The organism is Streptomyces flavotricini (genome assembly GCF_020639365.1).
GTDB classification, from domain to species: Bacteria; Actinomycetota; Actinomycetes; order Streptomycetales; family Streptomycetaceae; genus Streptomyces; species Streptomyces flavotricini.
On the sequence record NZ_JAINUL010000001.1, the window covers coordinates 6,917,965 to 6,935,284 of the forward strand.

Below are 17,320 nucleotides of genomic sequence, written 5' to 3' on the forward strand. Positions count from 1 at the left end.
GGCAATCGAAGGAGGGCGGGGGCGGAGTGCGCGTACTCGGCGTGGACCCGGGGCTGACCCGGTGCGGTGTCGGCGTGGTCGAGGGTGTCGCCGGCCGCCCGCTGACCATGCTCGCGGTGGGGGTCGTACGGACGCCCGCGGACGCGGAGTTGGGGCACCGGCTCGTCGCGATCGAGCAGGGCATCGAGGAGTGGCTCGATGAGCACCGGCCCGAAGTCGTCGCCGTGGAGCGGGTGTTCAGCCAGCACAACGTCAGCACGGTGATGGGCACCGCCCAGGCGAGCGCCGTCGCCATGCTGTGTGCGGCGCGCCGCGGGATACCGGTCGCCCTGCACACCCCCAGTGAGGTCAAGGCCGCCGTCACCGGCTCCGGCCGGGCCGACAAGGCGCAGGTCGGCGCGATGGTGACCCGGCTGCTGCGGCTGTCCGCCCCGCCCAGGCCGGCCGACGCCGCGGACGCCCTCGCCCTCGCCATCTGCCACATCTGGCGGGCCCCCGCCCAGAACCGCCTCCAGCAGGCGGTCGCCCTGCACGCCTCGAAAGGCCGCCCCTCATGATCGCCTTCGTCAGCGGCCCCGTCGCCGCGCTCGCCCCCACCCTGGCCGTGATCGAGGTCGGAGGGGTGGGCATGGCCGTGCAGTGCACGCCGAACACCATCGCCGGCCTGCGGATGGGGGAGACGGCGCGGCTGGCCACCTCCCTGGTCGTACGGGAGGACTCGCTGACGCTGTACGGCTTCGCCGACGACGACGAACGGCAGGTCTTCGAACTGCTGCAGACGGCGAGCGGGGTGGGGCCGCGCCTGGCGCAGGCGATGCTCGGGGTGCACAGCCCGGACGCGCTGCGCCTGGCGGTCTCGACCGGGGACGAGAAGTCCCTGACGGCGGTCCCGGGCATCGGCAAGAAGGGCGCCCAGAAGCTGCTCCTCGAACTGAAGGACAAGCTGGGCTCACCGCTGGTGGGCGCGCAGCGGGCCCCCGTGGCGGCGGGTCCGGCGCCCTGGACGGAGCAGCTGGCGGCGGCCCTGATCGGCCTGGGCTACGCCTCCCGGGAGGCGGAGGAGGCCGTCACGGCGGTCACCCCCCAGGCGGAGGCGGCCATCGCCGCCGGCGGTTCGGCCCCGGTCCCGCAGCTCCTGCGGGCGGCCCTCCAGACCCTGAACCGCACCCGCTGACCGGTGCGCCGCCGCGCGGGTCCGGCAGCAACCACCGCACAACCGAGAAGGCAGACTGACAGCGTGAACTGGGATGACGAGAGCGACGACCGGATCGTGGCGGCGGCCGCGGACGGCGAGGACACCGCCGTCGAGGCCGCACTGCGGCCCAAGGACCTCGGCGAGTTCGTCGGCCAGGAGAAGGTCCGCCAGCAGCTCGACCTGGTGTTGAAGGCGGCCCGCCAGCGCGGCGCCACCGCCGATCACGTGCTGCTCTCCGGCGCGCCGGGTCTCGGCAAGACCACCCTCTCCATGATCATCGCCGCCGAGATGGGCGCGCCCATCCGGATCACCTCCGGCCCCACCATCCAGCACGCCGGCGACCTCGCCGCGATCCTCTCCTCCCTCCAGGAGGGCGAGGTCCTCTTCCTCGACGAGATCCACCGCATGTCCCGGCCCGCCGAGGAGATGCTCTACATGGCCATGGAGGACTTCCGCGTCGACGTGATCGTCGGCAAGGGGCCCGGGGCCACCGCCATCCCGCTGGAGCTGCCGCCATTCACCCTCGTCGGGGCGACGACCCGGGCCGGCCTGCTCCCGCCCCCGCTGCGCGACCGCTTCGGCTTCACCGGGCACATGGAGTTCTACGCCCCCGAGGAGCTGGAACGCGTCATTCACCGCTCCGCCCGCCTGCTCGACGTGGAGATCGACACGGCCGGCGCCGCCGAGATCGCCGGCCGCTCCCGCGGCACCCCGCGCATCGCCAACCGGCTGCTGCGCCGCGTCCGCGACTACGCGCAGGTCAGGGCCGACGGGGTGATCACCCGCGAGGTGGCCGGCACGGCCCTCCAGGTGTACGAGGTGGACGCGCGCGGCCTCGACCGCCTCGACCGCGCCGTGCTGGAAGCCCTGCTCAAGCTGTTCGGCGGCGGCCCCGTGGGCCTGTCGACCCTCGCCGTCGCCGTCGGTGAGGAGCGGGAGACCGTCGAGGAGGTCGCCGAGCCGTTCCTCGTACGGGAGGGCCTGCTGGCCCGTACCCCGCGCGGCCGGGTCGCGACCCCCGCCGCATGGGCTCACCTGGGGCTTGTCCCGCCGGCGCCACACGGGAGTGGATCAAGCGGACAACAGGGCTTGTTCGGGGCCTGACGGCGCGGAGGTTCGCCCCGTCAGGAACTGCGGTGCCATGCTGGGCGTTGTTCCATCGGTGCGGACTCGCCTAGACTCCGCCGATGCCGACCCTTCAGGTCGGTGTGCCCACCCCCGTAGAAATTGGCCGTCTCCCGTGCGGTCGTGCGAAGGATCTCCGTCCCGTGAATCTCGTGACACTCCTCCCGTTCATCGTGCTCATCGGGGCGATGTTCCTGATGACCCGCTCCGCGAAGAAGAAGCAGCAGGCGGCCGCGCAGATGCGTGACCACATGGTGCCCGGCACCGGTGTCCGCACCATTGGCGGCATGTACGCCACGGTGAAGGAGATCGGCGAGGACACCGTCACCCTCGAAGTGGCCCCCGGTGTCCACGCGATCTACGCGAAGAACTCCATCGGCGCCGTCCTCGAGGACGCGGAGTACAACCGCATCGTCCACGGCATCAGTGATGATCTGACGATCGACACGCCGGTCGTCCCGGACGACGCCTCCTCGCTCACCCTGGACAAGGACGCGGACAAGAACGCGGACGAGGCCGGGACCGACGCGCCGAAGCTCGACCTGGGCAAGAAGGACGAGCCCGAGGCCGGCGAGCCGAAGGACGGCGAGACCAAGGGCGACGAGCCCAAGGACGGCAAGGCCGACGGCGAGGCCGGCGCGAAGTAGCGCGCGGCCGGGGACCGGGGAGGCGCCTGACCGGCTGCCGCCGCGGTCCCCGTCAGTGACACTTCTGCGGGGGGCAGGGGTCCCCACCACACATTTCGTGGCCGTCCGCGCGCTGACCCGGCGCGGGGCGGTTGGACAGGGAGATACGACAAGGTGGCAGCACCGAAGAAGGGCCGGCGGCCCACGGGGGCTCAGGGGAGGCCGGGGCGCGCCCTGGCGATCATCCTGATCGCGATGGTGGCGCTCACCGCGGGGATGTTCCTCACGAAGCAGACGACTCCCCGGCTCGGCATCGACCTCGCGGGCGGTACGAGCATCACGCTCAAGGCCAAGAGCGAGCCCGGGAAGCCGGACGCGATCAACGAGACCAACATGAACACGGCGGTCGGCATCATCGAGCGCCGCGTCAACGGTCTCGGCGTGTCGGAGGCCGAGGTCCAGACGCAGGGCCGCGACCACATCATCGTGAACATCCCCAAGGGGACGAACGAGAAGCAGGCCCGCGAGCAGGTCGGTACCACCGCCCAGCTGTACTTCCGCCCGGTCCTGGCCTTCGCCGACGGCGCCCCCGCGGCCCCCGAGGCCACGCCGAGCCCGTCCGCGAGCAGCTCCGGCGCCCCGAAGGCCGAGGGCAGCGGCAAGCCCGGCACCCCGGCCACCCCGTCGTCCAGCGCCACTTCCCAGGGCCGTGTGCTCAGCGAGGCCCTCAAGGCCCCGGCCGCCACCGCCTCTCCCTCGCCCTCGGCGAGCGAGTCGAAGAAGGCAGACGACAAGGCTCCGGCCCCCACCCCGGCCCCGTCGGGCGTCGAGGCGGCCGCCGCCGACCTCCAGGCGAAGTTCGCGGCTCTCGACTGCACCAACGAGGCGCAGCGCGCCGCGGCCGGCAAGGGTGCCAAGCCCGAGGACGCGACGGTCGCCTGTGGCAAGCGCGGCGACACCTGGGGCAAGTGGATCCTCGGCCCGGCCGGTGTCGCCGGTACGGACGTCAAGGACGCCAAGGGTGTCATCGACCCGCAGCGCGGCCAGTGGATCGTCACCATGCAGTTCACCGACAAGGGCGCCGACAAGTTCGCCAAGATCACCGGTGAGCTCGCCACCAAGCAGATGCCGCAGAACCAGTTCGCGATCGTGCTCGACGGCGAGGTCGTCTCCGACCCGTCCGTCAGCCAGGCGCTGACCGGCGGCAACGCCGAGATCTCCGGCGGCTTCACCCAGCAGTCCGCGCAGGACCTGGGCAACATGCTCTCGTACGGCGCCCTGCCGCTCTCCTTCAGCGAGGACAGCGTCACCACCGTCACCGCCGCGCTCGGCGGCGAGCAGCTGAAGGCCGGCCTCATCGCCGGTGCCATCGGCCTCATCCTCGTGGTGATCTACCTGCTCGTGTACTACCGGGGCCTGGCCTTCATCGCCATCATCAGCCTCCTGGTGTCCGCGATCCTCACCTACACGATCATGGCGCTGCTCGGGAAGGGCATCGGCTTCGCGCTGAACCTGCCCGCCGTCTGCGGTGCGATCGTCGCGATCGGCATCACGGCGGACTCGTTCATCGTGTACTTCGAACGCATCCGCGACGAGATCCGCGAGGGCCGCACCCTGCGTCCCGCCGTGGAGCGGGCCTGGCCGCGCGCCCGGCGCACCATCCTGGTCTCCGACTTCGTGTCGTTCCTGGCCGCCGCGGTGCTGTTCATCGTCACCGTCGGCAAGGTGCAGGGCTTCGCCTTCACCCTGGGTCTGACCACCCTGCTCGACGTGGTCGTGGTGTTCCTCTTCACCAAGCCGATCATGACGCTGCTCGCCCGTACGAAGTTCTTCTCCAGCGGCCACCCCTGGTCCGGCCTGGACCCGAAGCGGCTCGGCGCCAAGCCGCCGCTGCGCCGGTCCCGCCGCACCGGCTCCGGTACCGGTTCCGGTTCCGTCACCGCTCCCGTCGACGTAAAGGAGGCGTGAGAGATGTCGAAGCTGGGAGATCTCGGCGCCAAGCTGTACCGCGGTGAGGTCGGCTACGACTTCGTCGGCAAGCGTTTCGTCTGGTACGGCGTTTCCATCCTGATCACCATCACGGCGATCGTGGCCCTGGCCGTCCAGGGCCTCAACATGGGCATCGAGTTCAAGGGCGGTGCCGTCTTCACCACCCCGAAGACGGCGGTGTCGGTGACCCAGGCCACCGACGACGCCGAGAGGGCCTCCGGCCACCAGGCGATCGTCCAGAAGCTCGGCAACGGCACCCTGCGCATCCAGATCTCCAGCCTGGACCCCGCGCAGGCCAACGCCGTCAAGACCAAGCTCGCGGCCGACCTCAAGGTGCCCGAGGCCGACATCAACGCGGACCTGGTCGGCCCCAGCTGGGGTGACCAGATCGCGAACAAGGCGTGGACCGGCCTCGGCATCTTCATGGTCCTCGTGGTGATCTACCTCGCCATCGCCTTCGAGTGGCGTATGGCGGTCGCCGCGCTGATCGCCCTGATCCACGACCTCACCATCACCGTCGGCGTGTACGCGCTGGTCGGCTTCGAGGTCACTCCGGGCACCGTGATCGGTCTGCTGACGATCCTCGGTTACTCCCTCTACGACACCGTCGTCGTCTTCGACGGTCTGAAGGAGGGCTCGAAGGACATCACCAAGCAGACCCGCTACACGTTCAGCGAGATCGCCAACCGCAGCATCAACGGCACGCTGGTCCGCTCGATCAACACCACCGTCGTGGCGCTGCTCCCCGTCGGGGCGCTGCTCTTCATCGGCGGCGGCCTCCTGGACGCCGGCATGCTGAACGACATCTCGCTGTCGCTCTTCGTCGGCCTCGCGGCCGGTGCGTACTCCTCGATCTTCATCGCGACCCCGCTGGTCGTCGACCTCAAGGAGCGCGAGCCGGCGATGAAGGCGCTGAAGAAGCGGGTGCTCGCCAAGCGGGCGGCCGCGGTGGCCAAGGGCGAGTCCCCGGAGGACGAGGGCTTCGAGGCCGCCGACGGCCCGCAGGTCGTGGCCCAGGGCCGTGCCGGGCGGCGCCGGTGAGCACGCTGTCCCCCGAGGCGCGCGAGCTGCTGCTCGGCCGGATCAAGGACGTGGCGGACTACCCGAAGCCGGGCGTGATGTTCAAGGACATCACCCCGCTGCTGGCCGACCCGAAGGCCTTCGCGGCCCTGACGGACGCGCTGGTGGAGCTGGCCGGGCAGTACGGCGCGACGAAGATCGTCGGGCTGGAGGCGCGCGGATTCATCCTCGCGGCGCCCGTGGCGGTCCAGGCGGGCATCGGCTTCGTGCCGGTGCGCAAGGCCGGGAAGCTGCCCGGTGCGACGCTGGCCCAGTCGTACGAGCTGGAGTACGGGACGGCGGAGATCGAGGTCCACGCCGAAGACCTGTCGGCCGGTGACCGGGTCATGGTCATCGACGACGTCCTGGCCACCGGCGGCACCGCCGAAGCCTCGCTCTCGCTGATCCGGCGGGCCGGGGCGGAGGTCGCCGGGGTGGCGGTCCTGATGGAGCTGTCGTTCCTGCCGGGCCGTGAACGGCTGGGCGGCGCCCTCGCGGGCGCCCCGCTGGACGCCCTGATCGTCGTCTGACCCAGGCTCTGCCGAAGCGGCGGGCATCCGGTTCTTCCGGGTGCCCGCCGCTTTCGTGTGCGCCGCCGCCGTGACGTCCCGCCCGGGCCCGGGCGGGCAGGGGCTCGCGGAACGAGGGGGCCGAACCCTCGCTACCATGGGTTGTCCGGACCGGACACGGGCACCGGATCCTCCCCCGCACTTCGTCCGGGGGGACCCCCAGAGGAGCGCTCTTGCCAGACGAGGTCCAGCCACTCTCCGCCGCGCAGCCCGACCCGCAGGCCGAGCGGGCCGCGCAGCCCCCCGCCACGCCCCCGCCGGCCCCGCCCGTGAAGCCCGCGTCCGCGAAGCCCGCGCCCGCGAAGTCGGCCGGGTCCTCCAACCGCGTGCGCGCCCGGCTCGCCCGCCTCGGCGTCCAGCGTTCCAACCCGTACAACCCGGTACTGGAACCCCTGCTCCGTATAGTCCGCAGCAACGACCCGAAGATCGAGACGGCCACCCTCCGCCAGATCGAGCAGGCGTACCAGGTCGCCGAGCGCTGGCACCGCGGCCAGAAGCGCAAGAGCGGCGACCCGTACATCACCCATCCGCTCGCCGTGACCACCATCCTCGCCGAGCTCGGCATGGATCCGGCCACCCTGATGGCCGGTCTGCTGCACGACACGGTCGAGGACACCGAGTACGGGCTGGAGGACCTGCGCCGCGACTTCGGCGACGCCGTGGCCCTGCTCGTGGACGGCGTCACCAAGCTCGACCGGGTCAAGTTCGGCGAGGCCGCGCAGGCCGAGACCGTACGCAAGATGGTCGTCGCCATGGCCAAGGACCCCCGCGTCCTGGTCATCAAGCTCGCCGACCGCCTGCACAACATGCGCACCATGCGCTACCTCAAGCGGGAGAAGCAGGAGAAGAAGGCCCGCGAGACCCTCGAGATCTACGCCCCGCTCGCGCACCGGCTGGGCATGAACACGATCAAGTGGGAGCTGGAGGACCTCTCCTTCGCGATCCTCTACCCGAAGATGTACGACGAGATCGTCCGCCTCGTCGCCGAGCGCGCGCCCAAGCGCGACGAGTACCTCACCGTCGTCACCGACGAGGTCCAGACCGACCTCCGCGCCGCCCGCATCAAGGCCACCGTCACCGGTCGCCCCAAGCACTACTACAGCGTCTACCAGAAGATGATCGTCCGCGGCCGTGACTTCGCGGAGATCTACGACCTGGTGGGCATCCGCGTCCTCGTCGACACCGTCCGGGACTGCTACGCGGCCCTCGGCACGGTGCACGCGCGCTGGAACCCGGTCCCCGGCCGGTTCAAGGACTACATCGCGATGCCCAAGTTCAACATGTACCAGTCGCTCCACACGACGGTCATCGGACCCAGCGGCAAGCCCGTCGAACTGCAGATCCGCACCTTCGACATGCACCGCCGCGCCGAGTACGGCATCGCCGCCCACTGGAAGTACAAGCAGCAGACCGTCGCCGGCACCTCCAAGGTCCGCACCGACGTCCCGCAGGCCGCCAAGGGCAGCGCCGGCCAGGACACGGTCAACGACATGGCCTGGCTGCGCCAGCTGCTGGACTGGCAGAAGGAGACCGAGGACCCCGGCGAGTTCCTCGACTCGCTGCGCTTCGACCTCTCCCGCAACGAGGTCTTCGTCTTCACGCCCAAGGGCGACGTCATCGCGCTGCCCGCCGGAGCCACCCCCGTGGACTTCGCGTACGCAGTCCACACCGAGGTCGGCCACCGGACCATAGGCGCCCGCGTCAACGGCCGCCTCGTCCCGCTCGAATCGACCCTGGACAACGGAGACCTCGTCGAGGTCTTCACCTCCAAGGCCGAGGGCGCCGGCCCCTCGCGCGACTGGCTGGGCTTCGTCAAGTCCCCGCGGGCCCGCAACAAGATCCGCGCCTGGTTCTCCAAGGAGCGCCGGGAGGAGGCCATCGAGCACGGCAAGGACGCCATCGCGCGGGCCATGCGCAAGCAGAACCTGCCGATCCAGCGCATCCTCACCGGCGACTCGCTCGTCACCCTCGCGCACGAGATGCGCTACCCCGACATCTCCTCCCTGTACGCGGCGATCGGCGAGGGCCACGTGGCCGCGCAGGGCGTCGTGCAGAAGCTGGTGCAGGCCCTCGGCGGCGAGGAAGCGGCCAACGAGGACATCGAGGAGAGCGTCCCGCCCTCCCGGACCCGGGGCACGCGCCGCAAGAACGCCGACCCGGGCGTGGTCGTCAAGGGCGTCGACGACGTGTGGGTCAAGCTGGCCCGCTGCTGCACCCCGGTCCCGGGCGACCCGATCGTCGGCTTCGTCACGCGCGGCAGCGGCGTGTCGGTCCACCGGGCGGACTGCGTCAACGTGGACTCCCTCTCCCAGGAGCCCGAGCGGATGCTGGAAGTCGAATGGGCACCCACCCAGTCCTCCGTCTTCCTGGTCGCCATCCAGGTCGAGGCGCTGGACCGGTCCCGGCTGCTGTCCGACGTCACCCGCGTCCTGTCGGACCAGCACGTGAACATCCTCTCGGCGGCCGTCCAGACCTCGCGCGACCGCGTGGCCACCTCCCGCTTCACCTTCGAGATGGGCGACCCCAAGCACCTGGGCCACGTCCTGAAGGCCGTACGGGGCGTCGAGGGCGTCTACGACGTCTACCGGGTCACCTCGGCCCGGCGGCCGTAGCCGCCCGCCCGAGGGCGCGCGGCGCACGTACGAGGGCCCCGGTACGCGATCGCGTACCGGGGCCCTCGTGCACGTACGGGCGGAGTGACTAGCCGCCGAACTCCTCCAGACCCTTCAGGGCCTGGTCCAGCAGGGCCTGGCGGCCCTCCAGCTCGCGCGAGAGCTTGTCGGCCCTCGCGTTGTTGCCCGCCGCGCGGGCCGCGTCGATCTGCTCACGCAGCTTGTCGACCGCCGCCTGGAGCTGACCCGTCAGACCGGCCGCACGGGCCCGCGCCTCCGGGTTCGTACGACGCCACTCGCCCTCCTCGGCCTCCTGGATCGCACGCTCCACCGCGTGCATCCGGCCCTCGACCTTCGGCCGGGCGTCGCGCGGCACGTGGCCGATGCCCTCCCAGCGCTCGTTGAGGGAGCGGAACGCGGCGCGGGCCGCCTTCAGGTCCGTCACGGGGACGAGCTTCTCGGCCTCGTCGGCCAGCTCCTCCTTCAGCTTCAGGTTCTCCACCTGTTCGGCGTCGCGCTCCGCGAAGACCTCGCTGCGCGCCGCGAAGAACACGTCCTGCGCACCGCGGAAACGGTTCCACAGATCGTCCTCGGACTCGCGCTGCGCCCGGCCCGCCGCCTTCCAGTCCGCCATCAGCTCGCGGTAGCGGGCGGCCGTCGGACCCCAGTCGGTCGACTTCGACAGAGACTCGGCCTCCGCGACCAGCTTCTCCTTGACCTTGCGGGCGTCCTCGCGCTGCGCGTCGAGCGAGGCGAAGTGCGCCTTGCGGCGCTTGGAGAAGGCGGAACGGGCGTGCGAGAAGCGGTGCCACAGCTCGTCGTCCGACTTGCGGTCCAGGCGCGGCAGACCCTTCCAGATGTCCACCAGGGCCCGGAGCCGCTCGCCCGCACTGCGCCACTGGTCGCTCTGCGCCAGCTGCTCGGCCTCGGCCACCAGCGCGTCCTTGGCCGCACGGGCCTCGTCCGTCTGCTTGGCCTTCTGGACCTTGCGCTCCTCGCGCCGCGAGTCCACGGTCGCGACGAGCTTGTCCAGCCGGACGCGCAGGGCGTCGAGGTCGCCCACGGCGTGGTGCTCCTCCACCTGCGTGCGCAGGTGGTCGATGGCCGTCTGCGCGTCCTTGGCGGACAGATCGGTGGTCCGCACCCGGCGTTCGAGGAGGCCGATCTCGACCACCAGGCCCTCGTACTTGCGCTCGAAGTAGGCCAGAGCCTCCTCGGGGGTGCCCGCCTGCCAGGAGCCGACGACCTTCTCGCCCTCGGCAGTACGCACGTACACGGTGCCCGTCTCGTCGACGCGGCCCCACGGGTCGCTGCTCACAGCGCCTCCTCCACCTGATGCCTGCGAGGGGTTCGCCCCCTGGGCATCGTCCACAGTTTCCTGGGGCGGGCAGCGCCCGCCCTGCACAACGCCAACATAGGCGACCGCCGGGCCGGCTGTCCGCATCCCGCACGACGGAATATCGCCGTACGGGCCGGACGCCGGCCGGGCCCGGGGCCGCCGGAACCCGTCAGTTCTGGGTGACGGCGCCCTTCTGGATGGTCACCGGGGTCTTCGGGGCCCCGTCCTGGCCACCGTCGGCCGTACCGGCCTTGGCCACCTCCTCCAGCGCCTTCAGACCCGCCGCGTCGATCTTGCCGAACGGCGTGTACGACGGAGCCAGCGGGCTGTCCTTGTAGACCAGGAAGAACTGGCTGCCGCCGCTGTGCGGCTGGCCGGTATTGGCCATCGCCACCGTGCCCGCCGGGTAGATCACCTGGCCCTGCTCGTTCGGCTTGCCCAGCGAGTCGAGGTTCTCGTCCGCGATGGTGTAGCCGGGGCCGCCCATGCCGGTGCCCTCCGGGTCGCCGCACTGCAGCACGAAGATCCCGGAGGTGGTCAGGCGGTGGCACTTGGTGTTGTCGAAGAAGCCCTTGTCCGCGAGCGCCTTGAACGAGTTGACGGTCTCCGGCGTCTTCGCCGCGTCCATCTCGAACTTGATCTCACCCGCGGTGGTCTTCAGGTCGAACGTGTACTTCGCGTTCTTGTCGATCGCCATCGCCGGCGCGGGCGACTGCTTCGCCGACGGGGAGGCCGACGGGCTCGCCGCCGGATCCGCCGCGCTGTCCTTCTTGTCCTTGTCGAAGACACCGCCCACGACGAGGCCCACCAGCGTGGCGACCACGACGGCCACCGCCGCGCCGATCACCGCCGCCCGCTGCCGCGCCTTGCGGCGGGCCTCGGCCCGGCGCTTCTGCTGGCGCTCGTACTTCTCCCTGGCGAGCTGTCGCCGCCGCTGATCGCTCGTGACCACCGGGTCGTCTCCTTGTACGTGTATGGCACCGCTGTCCGGGCTCGGTTAGGCCGTACCGTATATGGGTTCGCTGTGGAACGAGCGGCGCCGGTAGGCTCTGAGCAGCGGCATTCCGATCTCGGCCGCTGCCGAAGCTCCCGCCGGACGACGATTGAGGACGAACGTGCTGATTGCCGGGTTCCCCGCCGGGGCCTGGGGGACCAACTGTTACGTGGTCGCCCCCGCCGCCGGTGAGGAGTGCGTCATCATCGACCCGGGCCACCAGGCCACCCAGGGTGTCGAGGAGACGCTGAGGAAGCATCGGCTCAAGCCCGTCGCGGTCGTCCTCACCCACGGCCACATCGACCATGTGGCCTCGGTGGTCCCGGTGTGCGGAGCACACGACGTACCGGCCTGGATCCACCCCGAGGACCGCTTCATGATGAGCGACCCGGAGAAGGCACTGGGCCGCTCCCTGGGAGCGCAGCTGATGGGCGAGCTCACGGTGGGGGAGCCCTCCGACGTGAAGGAGCTCACCGACGGCGCGAAGCTGGCGCTGGCGGGCATGGAGCTCACCGTGTCGCACGCGCCCGGGCATACCAGGGGGTCGGTGACCTTCGGGATGCCCGAGGCGGGGGACATCCCCCCGTTGCTGTTCTCGGGCGACCTGCTCTTCGCCGGCTCCATCGGACGTACCGACTTCCCGGGCGGCAGCCACGCCGACATGCTCGAGTCGCTGGCCCGCGTGTGCCTGCCGCTCGACGACTCGACCGTGGTGCTGCCCGGTCACAACGAGCACACGACCATTGGCCGTGAGCGCGCCACCAACCCGTACCTGCGGCAGGTGGCCGCCGGCCTGGGAGACGGCTTCACGTCTCCACGACGAGGAATGTGACGAGAGTTTCGTGAGCACCTTCAAGGCCCCCAAGGGCACGTACGACCTGATCCCGCCGTACTCGGCGAAGTACCTGGCCGTCCGCGACGCCATCTCCGGGCCCCTGCGGCTGTCCGGCTACGGGTACGTCGAGACGCCGGGCTTCGAGGACGTCGACCTGTTCGCGCGCGGTGTCGGTGAGTCCACCGACATCGTGACCAAGGAGATGTACACCCTCACGACGAAGGGCGGGGCCAACCTCGCGCTGCGCCCCGAGGGCACCGCCTCCGTGCTGCGCGCGGCGCTGGAGGCGAACCTGCACAAGGCCGGCGGCCTGCCGGTGAAGCTCTGGTACTCGGGCTCGTACTACCGCTACGAGCGCCCGCAGAAGGGCCGCTACCGCCACTTCTCGCAGGTCGGTGCCGAGGCGATCGGTGCCGAGGACCCGGCGCTGGACGCCGAGCTGATCATCCTGGCCGACCAGGCGTACCGCACGCTGGGCCTGCGCAACTTCCGGATCCTGCTGAACTCGCTGGGCGACAAGGAGTGCCGCCCGGTGTACCGGGAGGCGCTCCAGGCCTTCCTGCGCGGGCTGGACCTGGACGAGGAGACCGTCCGCCGGGCCGAGATCAACCCGCTGCGCGTCCTCGACGACAAGCGGGCCGAGGTGCAGAAGCAGCTGGTCGGCGCGCCGATGCTGCGGGACTACCTGTGCGACGCGTGCAAGGCGTACCACGAGGAGGTGCGGGCGCTGATCACGGCGGCCGGGGTCGCCTTCGAGGACGACGAGAAGCTGGTGCGCGGGCTGGACTACTACACGCGGACCACCTTCGAGTTCGTCCACGACGGCCTGGGCTCGCAGTCCGCGGTCGGCGGCGGCGGCCGCTACGACGGCCTGTCCGAGATGATCGGCGGACCGGCGCTGCCGTCGGTGGGCTGGGCGCTGGGCGTGGACCGTACGGTGCTGGCGCTCGAAGCGGAGGGTGTCGAACTGGACATCCCGCCGGCGACGTCGGTGTTCGCGGTGGCGCTGGGCGAGGCGAAGCCGGTGCTGTTCGGGCTGGTCACGGAGCTCCGCAAGGCCGGGGTCGCGGCCGACATCTCGTACGGCGGCAAGGGCCTCAAGGGGGCCATGAAGGACGCCAACCGTTCCGGCGCCCGCTTCGCGATCGTCGCCGGCGACCGCGACCTCGCCGAGGGCGTGGTCCAGCTGAAGGACATGGAGTCCGGGGAGCAGGGGCCGGTCGCCGTGGCGGACGTGGTCGGGGTCCTGCGGACCAAGCTGGCCTGACGGCCGTCGGTGCCCGGCGGGGCCGCAGTGGCGCGGAGCGCCGCCGCGGCCCCGCCGTGTCGCGTCAGAGCAGGTCGTGCCGCATGGCCGTGGTCACCGCGGCCGTGCGGTCGGTGACCTCCAGCTTCCCGAAGATGCGCAGCAGGTGCGTCTTGACGGTGGATTCCGCGACGAACAGGCGGCGGCCGATCTCCGCGTTCGTCGCGCCCTCCGCGACCAGGCGCAGGACCGCCACCTCCCGGTCGGAGAGCCGGGGGCGCGCGGGGCGGGTGCGCAGGCGGTCCACCAGGCGGCCCGCCACCGAGGGGGCCAGGACCGTCTCGCCCCGTACGGCCGCGCGGACGGCGCCGGCCAGTTCGGCCCGCGCCATGTCCTTCAGCAGGTAGCCCGCCGCCCCCGCCTCGACCGCCCGCAGGATGTCCCGGTCGTTCTCGTACGTCGTCAGCACCACCACCCGCACCGGCAGTCCGGCCGCGCTGATCCGGGCGATCGACTCGACGCCGTCGCCGCCCGGCATCCGCAGGTCCATCAGGATCAGGTCCAGGCCGTCGGGGCCCAGCTCCGCGGCCAGCGCCTCCGCCTGCGGGCCGTTCGCCGCCTCCCCGACGACCTCCAGGTCCGGCTCCGCGCTCAGCATGCCGCGCAGGCCCTCCCGTACCACCGGATGGTCGTCGGCCAGCAGGATGCGGATCATGTTCGGCGGCTCCTCAGGGCGTCGTCGGGGAGATCGGGAGAGTGGTCGTCGGGAGGGTGACCGTGACCGTCGTGCCGCACCCCGGCGCGGCCTCGACCGCCGCCGTGCCGCCGACCTCCGCCGCGCGGGCGCGCAGCCCCCGCAGGCCGTAGCCCGGCACCGGGGCCGCCGGGTCGAATCCGCGGCCGGTGTCGCGGACCGCGACGGTCAGTCCGTCGTCACCGTAGGCCAGGGACACCGAGCAGCGCGCCCCCGCCCCCGCGTGCTTCGCCGCGTTCGCCAGTGACTCCTGGCAGGACCGCAGCGCCACCACCTCCAGCGCCGCGGCCAGCGGCCGCACCTCCCCGGTCACCGACACGTCCGCCGGCGGGTCCTGCCGGGCTGCGAGGCGGCGCACGGCGTCCGGCAGGGAGCCGGCGTCCAGGTCGGCCGGTGCTCCGCCCGCGACCAGGGCCCGGGCCTCGGCCAGGTTCTGCCGAGCCGTGGCGGCCATCAGCTCCAGGTGCCGGTGGGCCTGCTCCGGGTCGGTGTCCAGCTCCGACTGCACGGCCTGGACCAGCATCAGCAGACTGGTGAAGCCCTGGGCGAGGGTGTCGTGGATCTCGCGGGACATGCGTTCCCTTTCGGCATGGGCGCCCTGGGCGGCGGAGAGCCGGGCCACCTCCTCCCGGCTGGCGTCGAGTTCGGTGATCAGCGAGGCCCGCTCCTGGCTCTGCCCGATGATCCGGAGGATCCAGGCACCGAAGAACGAGGAGAAGGCGAGGGTGACGAACGAGCCGACCGCGTTCATGAAGACGACGTGGCCCTCGGGCCGCCACAGCAGCGCCCAGCCGGCCACCGGCAGCAGCGACACCACCGCCATCGCCCCGATCGCCCGGCGCAGCGGCAGCAGCATGAAGCAGTGCGGGGCGATCGCGAAGGTGATCAGCCGGGTCTCGCCGACCAGGAAGGCGGCGGGCAGGAACAGGGCCGTCAGCACGCCCAGGTAGCGCAGGGACAGCGCGGGTTCGGCGCCCGGATCCCTCAGGAGCAGGGGCCGGCCGGCCCACGCGTACCAGGGGATCAGCAGCGTGAGCAGGGCGGCGGCGGGGAGCCGGTACGACAGCGCGGGGAAGTCCGCGCCCAGGACGAAGGCGACGGTCGCGGCCCACACGACGCCGAAATAGAGGTCCCACGGCCCGAACGCGCGGTCCCAGACGTGGGATTCGCGCGCTCCGGCCGTACCGGTGAAGCTGTTCAGCCGTCGCGGCGGTTCTTCCACTTGAAGGTCAGCAGACACAGCACCAATCCTCCGACGACCCAGGCCCCCAGGACCAGGGCGACCTTTCCGTACTCCCAGCCGCCCGCCTGCTCCAGGACGGCCGCGGACTCGGGCAGGAACACCCCGCGCAGACCCTGGCACATCCACTTGAGCGGGAACAGCGCACCGATGTTCAGCAGCCAGTCCGGGATCGTGTTGACCGGGATGAAGACGCCGGAGATGAACTGGAGGATCAGGAACGGCAGGACGACCACCGAGCTCGCGCTCTTGCCGGACTTGGGAAGGCTGCTGATGGCGATGCCGAGCAGGGCGCAGCCGGTCAGGCCGAGGGCGAAGATCCAGCCGAAGGTCAGCCACTTCGCGGCCGAGGACGGCAGGTCGAGGTCGAACAGGGTGGAGCCGACGAGCAGCAGGATCGCGGTCTCGGCGAGTCCGGTGGCGAGCACCATCCAGACCTTGCCGAGGAAGTACGCGGCCGGGGGCATCGGGGTCCCGCGCAGCCGGCGCAGCACCTTCTCGTCCCGCTCGACGGCGATCGAGATGCCGAGCGACTGGAAGCTGGTGGACATGATGCCCGCGGCGACCATCCCGGCCGCGTACAGCTGGGAGGCGGTGACCCCGGTGTTCTCCACGCTGTCGTGGAAGATCGAGGCGAAGAGGGCGAGGAAGACGATGGGGAAGGCGAAGGTGAAGATCATCGCGTCGCGCTGGCGGACGAACTGCTTGATCTCCAGCCCCCCGCGGCTCAGGCCCAGGGTCCAGGCGCCGGGCAGCGCCCCGGCGGCCGCGGCGGCCCGGCCGCCCGTCGTCGCGGTCGTGGCGGTGGTGCTCATCGGGCGTCCTCCGGCTGCTGCGCGGTCGTGGGTACGAGCTGGCCCGTGAGGCGCAGGTACACGTCCTCCAGGGTGGGCCGGCCGATCTTCAGCCCCGGGATCTCCCCGTCGAAGCGGGCCATCAGCTCGGCGACCGTACGGGTGGGGGTGTCGGTGGCGACGCTCCGCGGGACGCCGTCGTCCCCGGTCCACTCGACGGTGGCGCCGGTGCCGAAGCGCGAGCGCAGCTCGGCCGGTTCGCCCTCGGCGACCACCTTGCCGCTCGCGATGACCGCGAGCCGGTCGGCGAGGGCCTCGGCCTCCTCCAGGTAGTGCGTGGTGAGCACGATGGTGGTGCCCTCGCCGGCGAGCAGCCGGATCAGGTCCCAGAACCGGCGGCGGGCCGCCGGGTCGAAGCCCGTCGTCGGCTCGTCGAGGAGCAGCAGCTCGGGACCGCCGATGACGCCGAGCGCCACGTCGAGGCGGCGCCGCTGCCCGCCGGAGAGCCCCTTCACACGCTGGTCCCGCTTCTGCTCCAGCCCGACCAGGGCGATGACCTCGGCCGGGTCCCGCGGGGCCGGGTAGTAGCGGGCGAAGTGCTCCACCGTCTCCCGCACCGTCAGTTCCGCGGGCGCCGACTCGTCCTGCCAGACGATCCCGACGCGCGAGCGCCAGGCCCGCCCGGCCGTGGCCGGATCCGCGCCGAGCACGCCGACCTCACCCCCGTCCCGCTCCCGGTGGCCCTGCAGGATCTCCACCGTCGTGCTCTTGCCGGCACCGTTGGGCCCGAGGAGGCCGAAGACCTCGCCCTGCCGGATCGTCAGATCGAGTCCGTCCACCGCGGTGACCTCGCCGTACTGCTTGCGAAGCCCCCGTACTTCCACCGCGTTCCGTGTCATGCCTCAAATGGTGTGGCGGAACGCGGGCCACCGGTCCCCCCGTG

The 17,320-nt window shown here is 71.6% G+C and carries 16 protein-coding genes; 10 read left to right on the forward strand and 6 right to left on the reverse strand.

Annotated elements, in window-relative coordinates; all coding sequences use genetic code 11:
- Positions 1–26: 26 nt before the first annotated feature.
- The 8 genes from ruvC (at position 27) to K7B10_RS31635 (ending at position 9,175) form a co-directional block, all read left to right on the forward strand.
- The gene (gene ruvC, locus K7B10_RS31600) at positions 27–557 is read left to right on the forward strand and encodes a crossover junction endodeoxyribonuclease RuvC (protein ID WP_229341409.1); all 531 of its coding nucleotides are present in this window, start codon (positions 27–29) and stop codon (positions 555–557) included.
- Positions 554–1,174: a Holliday junction branch migration protein RuvA gene (ruvA, locus tag K7B10_RS31605; RefSeq protein WP_229341411.1), complete on the forward strand. Its 621-nt coding sequence runs from the start codon at positions 554–556 to the stop codon at positions 1,172–1,174. Before ruvC ends, ruvA begins: the two co-directional genes overlap by 4 nt.
- 63 nt (positions 1,175–1,237) lie before the next feature.
- Positions 1,238–2,299, forward strand: a complete 1,062-nt coding sequence (gene ruvB, locus K7B10_RS31610; RefSeq protein WP_229341420.1) for a Holliday junction branch migration DNA helicase RuvB — start codon at positions 1,238–1,240, stop codon at positions 2,297–2,299.
- A gap of 164 nt (positions 2,300–2,463) precedes the next feature.
- Positions 2,464–2,967, forward strand: coding sequence for a preprotein translocase subunit YajC (gene yajC, locus K7B10_RS31615; protein ID WP_229341430.1), 504 nt, complete (start codon positions 2,464–2,466; stop codon positions 2,965–2,967).
- 153 nt (positions 2,968–3,120) lie between these two features.
- Complete coding sequence (gene secD, locus K7B10_RS31620; RefSeq protein WP_229341432.1) at positions 3,121–4,914, forward strand: protein translocase subunit SecD; 1,794 nt, start codon at positions 3,121–3,123, stop codon at positions 4,912–4,914.
- Between the two features lie 3 nt (positions 4,915–4,917).
- Positions 4,918–5,976: a protein translocase subunit SecF gene (gene secF / locus K7B10_RS31625; RefSeq protein ID WP_229341434.1), complete on the forward strand. Its 1,059-nt coding sequence runs from the start codon at positions 4,918–4,920 to the stop codon at positions 5,974–5,976.
- Positions 5,973–6,524 carry an adenine phosphoribosyltransferase gene (locus K7B10_RS31630; RefSeq protein ID WP_229341436.1) on the forward strand — a complete coding sequence of 184 codons (552 nt, stop codon included), beginning with the start codon at positions 5,973–5,975 and terminating at the stop codon, positions 6,522–6,524. Before secF ends, K7B10_RS31630 begins: the two co-directional genes overlap by 4 nt.
- A gap of 212 nt (positions 6,525–6,736) precedes the next feature.
- A complete protein-coding gene (locus K7B10_RS31635) occupies positions 6,737–9,175 on the forward strand; it encodes a RelA/SpoT family protein (RefSeq protein WP_229341437.1) in 2,439 nt (812 codons plus the stop codon).
- Positions 9,176–9,263: 88 nt separating this feature from the next.
- On the opposite strand, the gene K7B10_RS31640 is transcribed toward K7B10_RS31635, so the two are convergent.
- Both K7B10_RS31640 and K7B10_RS31645 read right to left on the reverse strand, forming a co-directional pair.
- Positions 9,264–10,493 (reverse strand): DUF349 domain-containing protein, encoded by a 1,230-nt coding sequence (locus K7B10_RS31640; protein WP_229341439.1) that lies wholly within the window; start codon positions 10,491–10,493, stop codon positions 9,264–9,266.
- 190 nt (positions 10,494–10,683) lie between these two features.
- Positions 10,684–11,466, reverse strand: coding sequence for a peptidylprolyl isomerase (locus K7B10_RS31645; RefSeq protein ID WP_229341441.1), 783 nt, complete (start codon positions 11,464–11,466; stop codon positions 10,684–10,686).
- Between the two features lie 163 nt (positions 11,467–11,629).
- Here K7B10_RS31645 and K7B10_RS31650 point away from each other — a divergent pair, with 163 nt between their 5' ends.
- Positions 11,630–12,340, forward strand: coding sequence for an MBL fold metallo-hydrolase (locus K7B10_RS31650; RefSeq protein ID WP_030860023.1), 711 nt, complete (start codon positions 11,630–11,632; stop codon positions 12,338–12,340).
- A gap of 10 nt (positions 12,341–12,350) precedes the next feature.
- A complete protein-coding gene (hisS, locus tag K7B10_RS31655) occupies positions 12,351–13,610 on the forward strand; it encodes a histidine--tRNA ligase (protein ID WP_229341443.1) in 1,260 nt (419 codons plus the stop codon).
- A 64-nt stretch (positions 13,611–13,674) separates the two neighbouring features.
- On the opposite strand, the gene K7B10_RS31660 is transcribed toward hisS, so the two are convergent.
- The 4 genes from K7B10_RS31660 to K7B10_RS31675 are packed head-to-tail and all read right to left on the reverse strand — an operon-like array spanning position 13,675 to position 17,276.
- The gene (locus tag K7B10_RS31660; RefSeq protein WP_229341445.1) at positions 13,675–14,304 is read right to left on the reverse strand and encodes a response regulator; all 630 of its coding nucleotides are present in this window, start codon (positions 14,302–14,304) and stop codon (positions 13,675–13,677) included.
- 13 nt (positions 14,305–14,317) lie between these two features.
- Positions 14,318–15,583: a sensor histidine kinase gene (locus K7B10_RS31665; protein WP_229341447.1), complete on the reverse strand. Its 1,266-nt coding sequence runs from the start codon at positions 15,581–15,583 to the stop codon at positions 14,318–14,320.
- Positions 15,541–16,398, reverse strand: a complete 858-nt coding sequence (locus K7B10_RS31670; RefSeq protein ID WP_229341449.1) for an ABC transporter permease — start codon at positions 16,396–16,398, stop codon at positions 15,541–15,543. The genes K7B10_RS31665 and K7B10_RS31670 overlap by 43 nt, the downstream gene beginning before the upstream one ends.
- A complete protein-coding gene (locus K7B10_RS31675; RefSeq protein WP_229341451.1) occupies positions 16,395–17,276 on the reverse strand; it encodes an ABC transporter ATP-binding protein in 882 nt (293 codons plus the stop codon). Before K7B10_RS31675 ends, K7B10_RS31670 begins: the two co-directional genes overlap by 4 nt.
- Positions 17,277–17,320 lie beyond the last annotated feature (44 nt).

Coding starts and splice junctions, on each gene's coding strand:
- ruvA (WP_229341411.1), top strand. CDS start 554: ATGATCGCCTTCGTCAGCGGCCCCGTCGCCGCGCTCGCCCCCACCCTG.
- secF (WP_229341434.1), top strand. CDS start 4,918: ATGTCGAAGCTGGGAGATCTCGGCGCCAAGCTGTACCGCGGTGAGGTC.
- K7B10_RS31660 (WP_229341445.1), bottom strand. CDS start 14,304: ATGATCCGCATCCTGCTGGCCGACGACCATCCGGTGGTACGGGAGGGC.
- K7B10_RS31670 (WP_229341449.1), bottom strand. CDS start 16,398: ATGAGCACCACCGCCACGACCGCGACGACGGGCGGCCGGGCCGCCGCG.
- K7B10_RS31675 (WP_229341451.1), bottom strand. CDS start 17,276: ATGACACGGAACGCGGTGGAAGTACGGGGGCTTCGCAAGCAGTACGGC.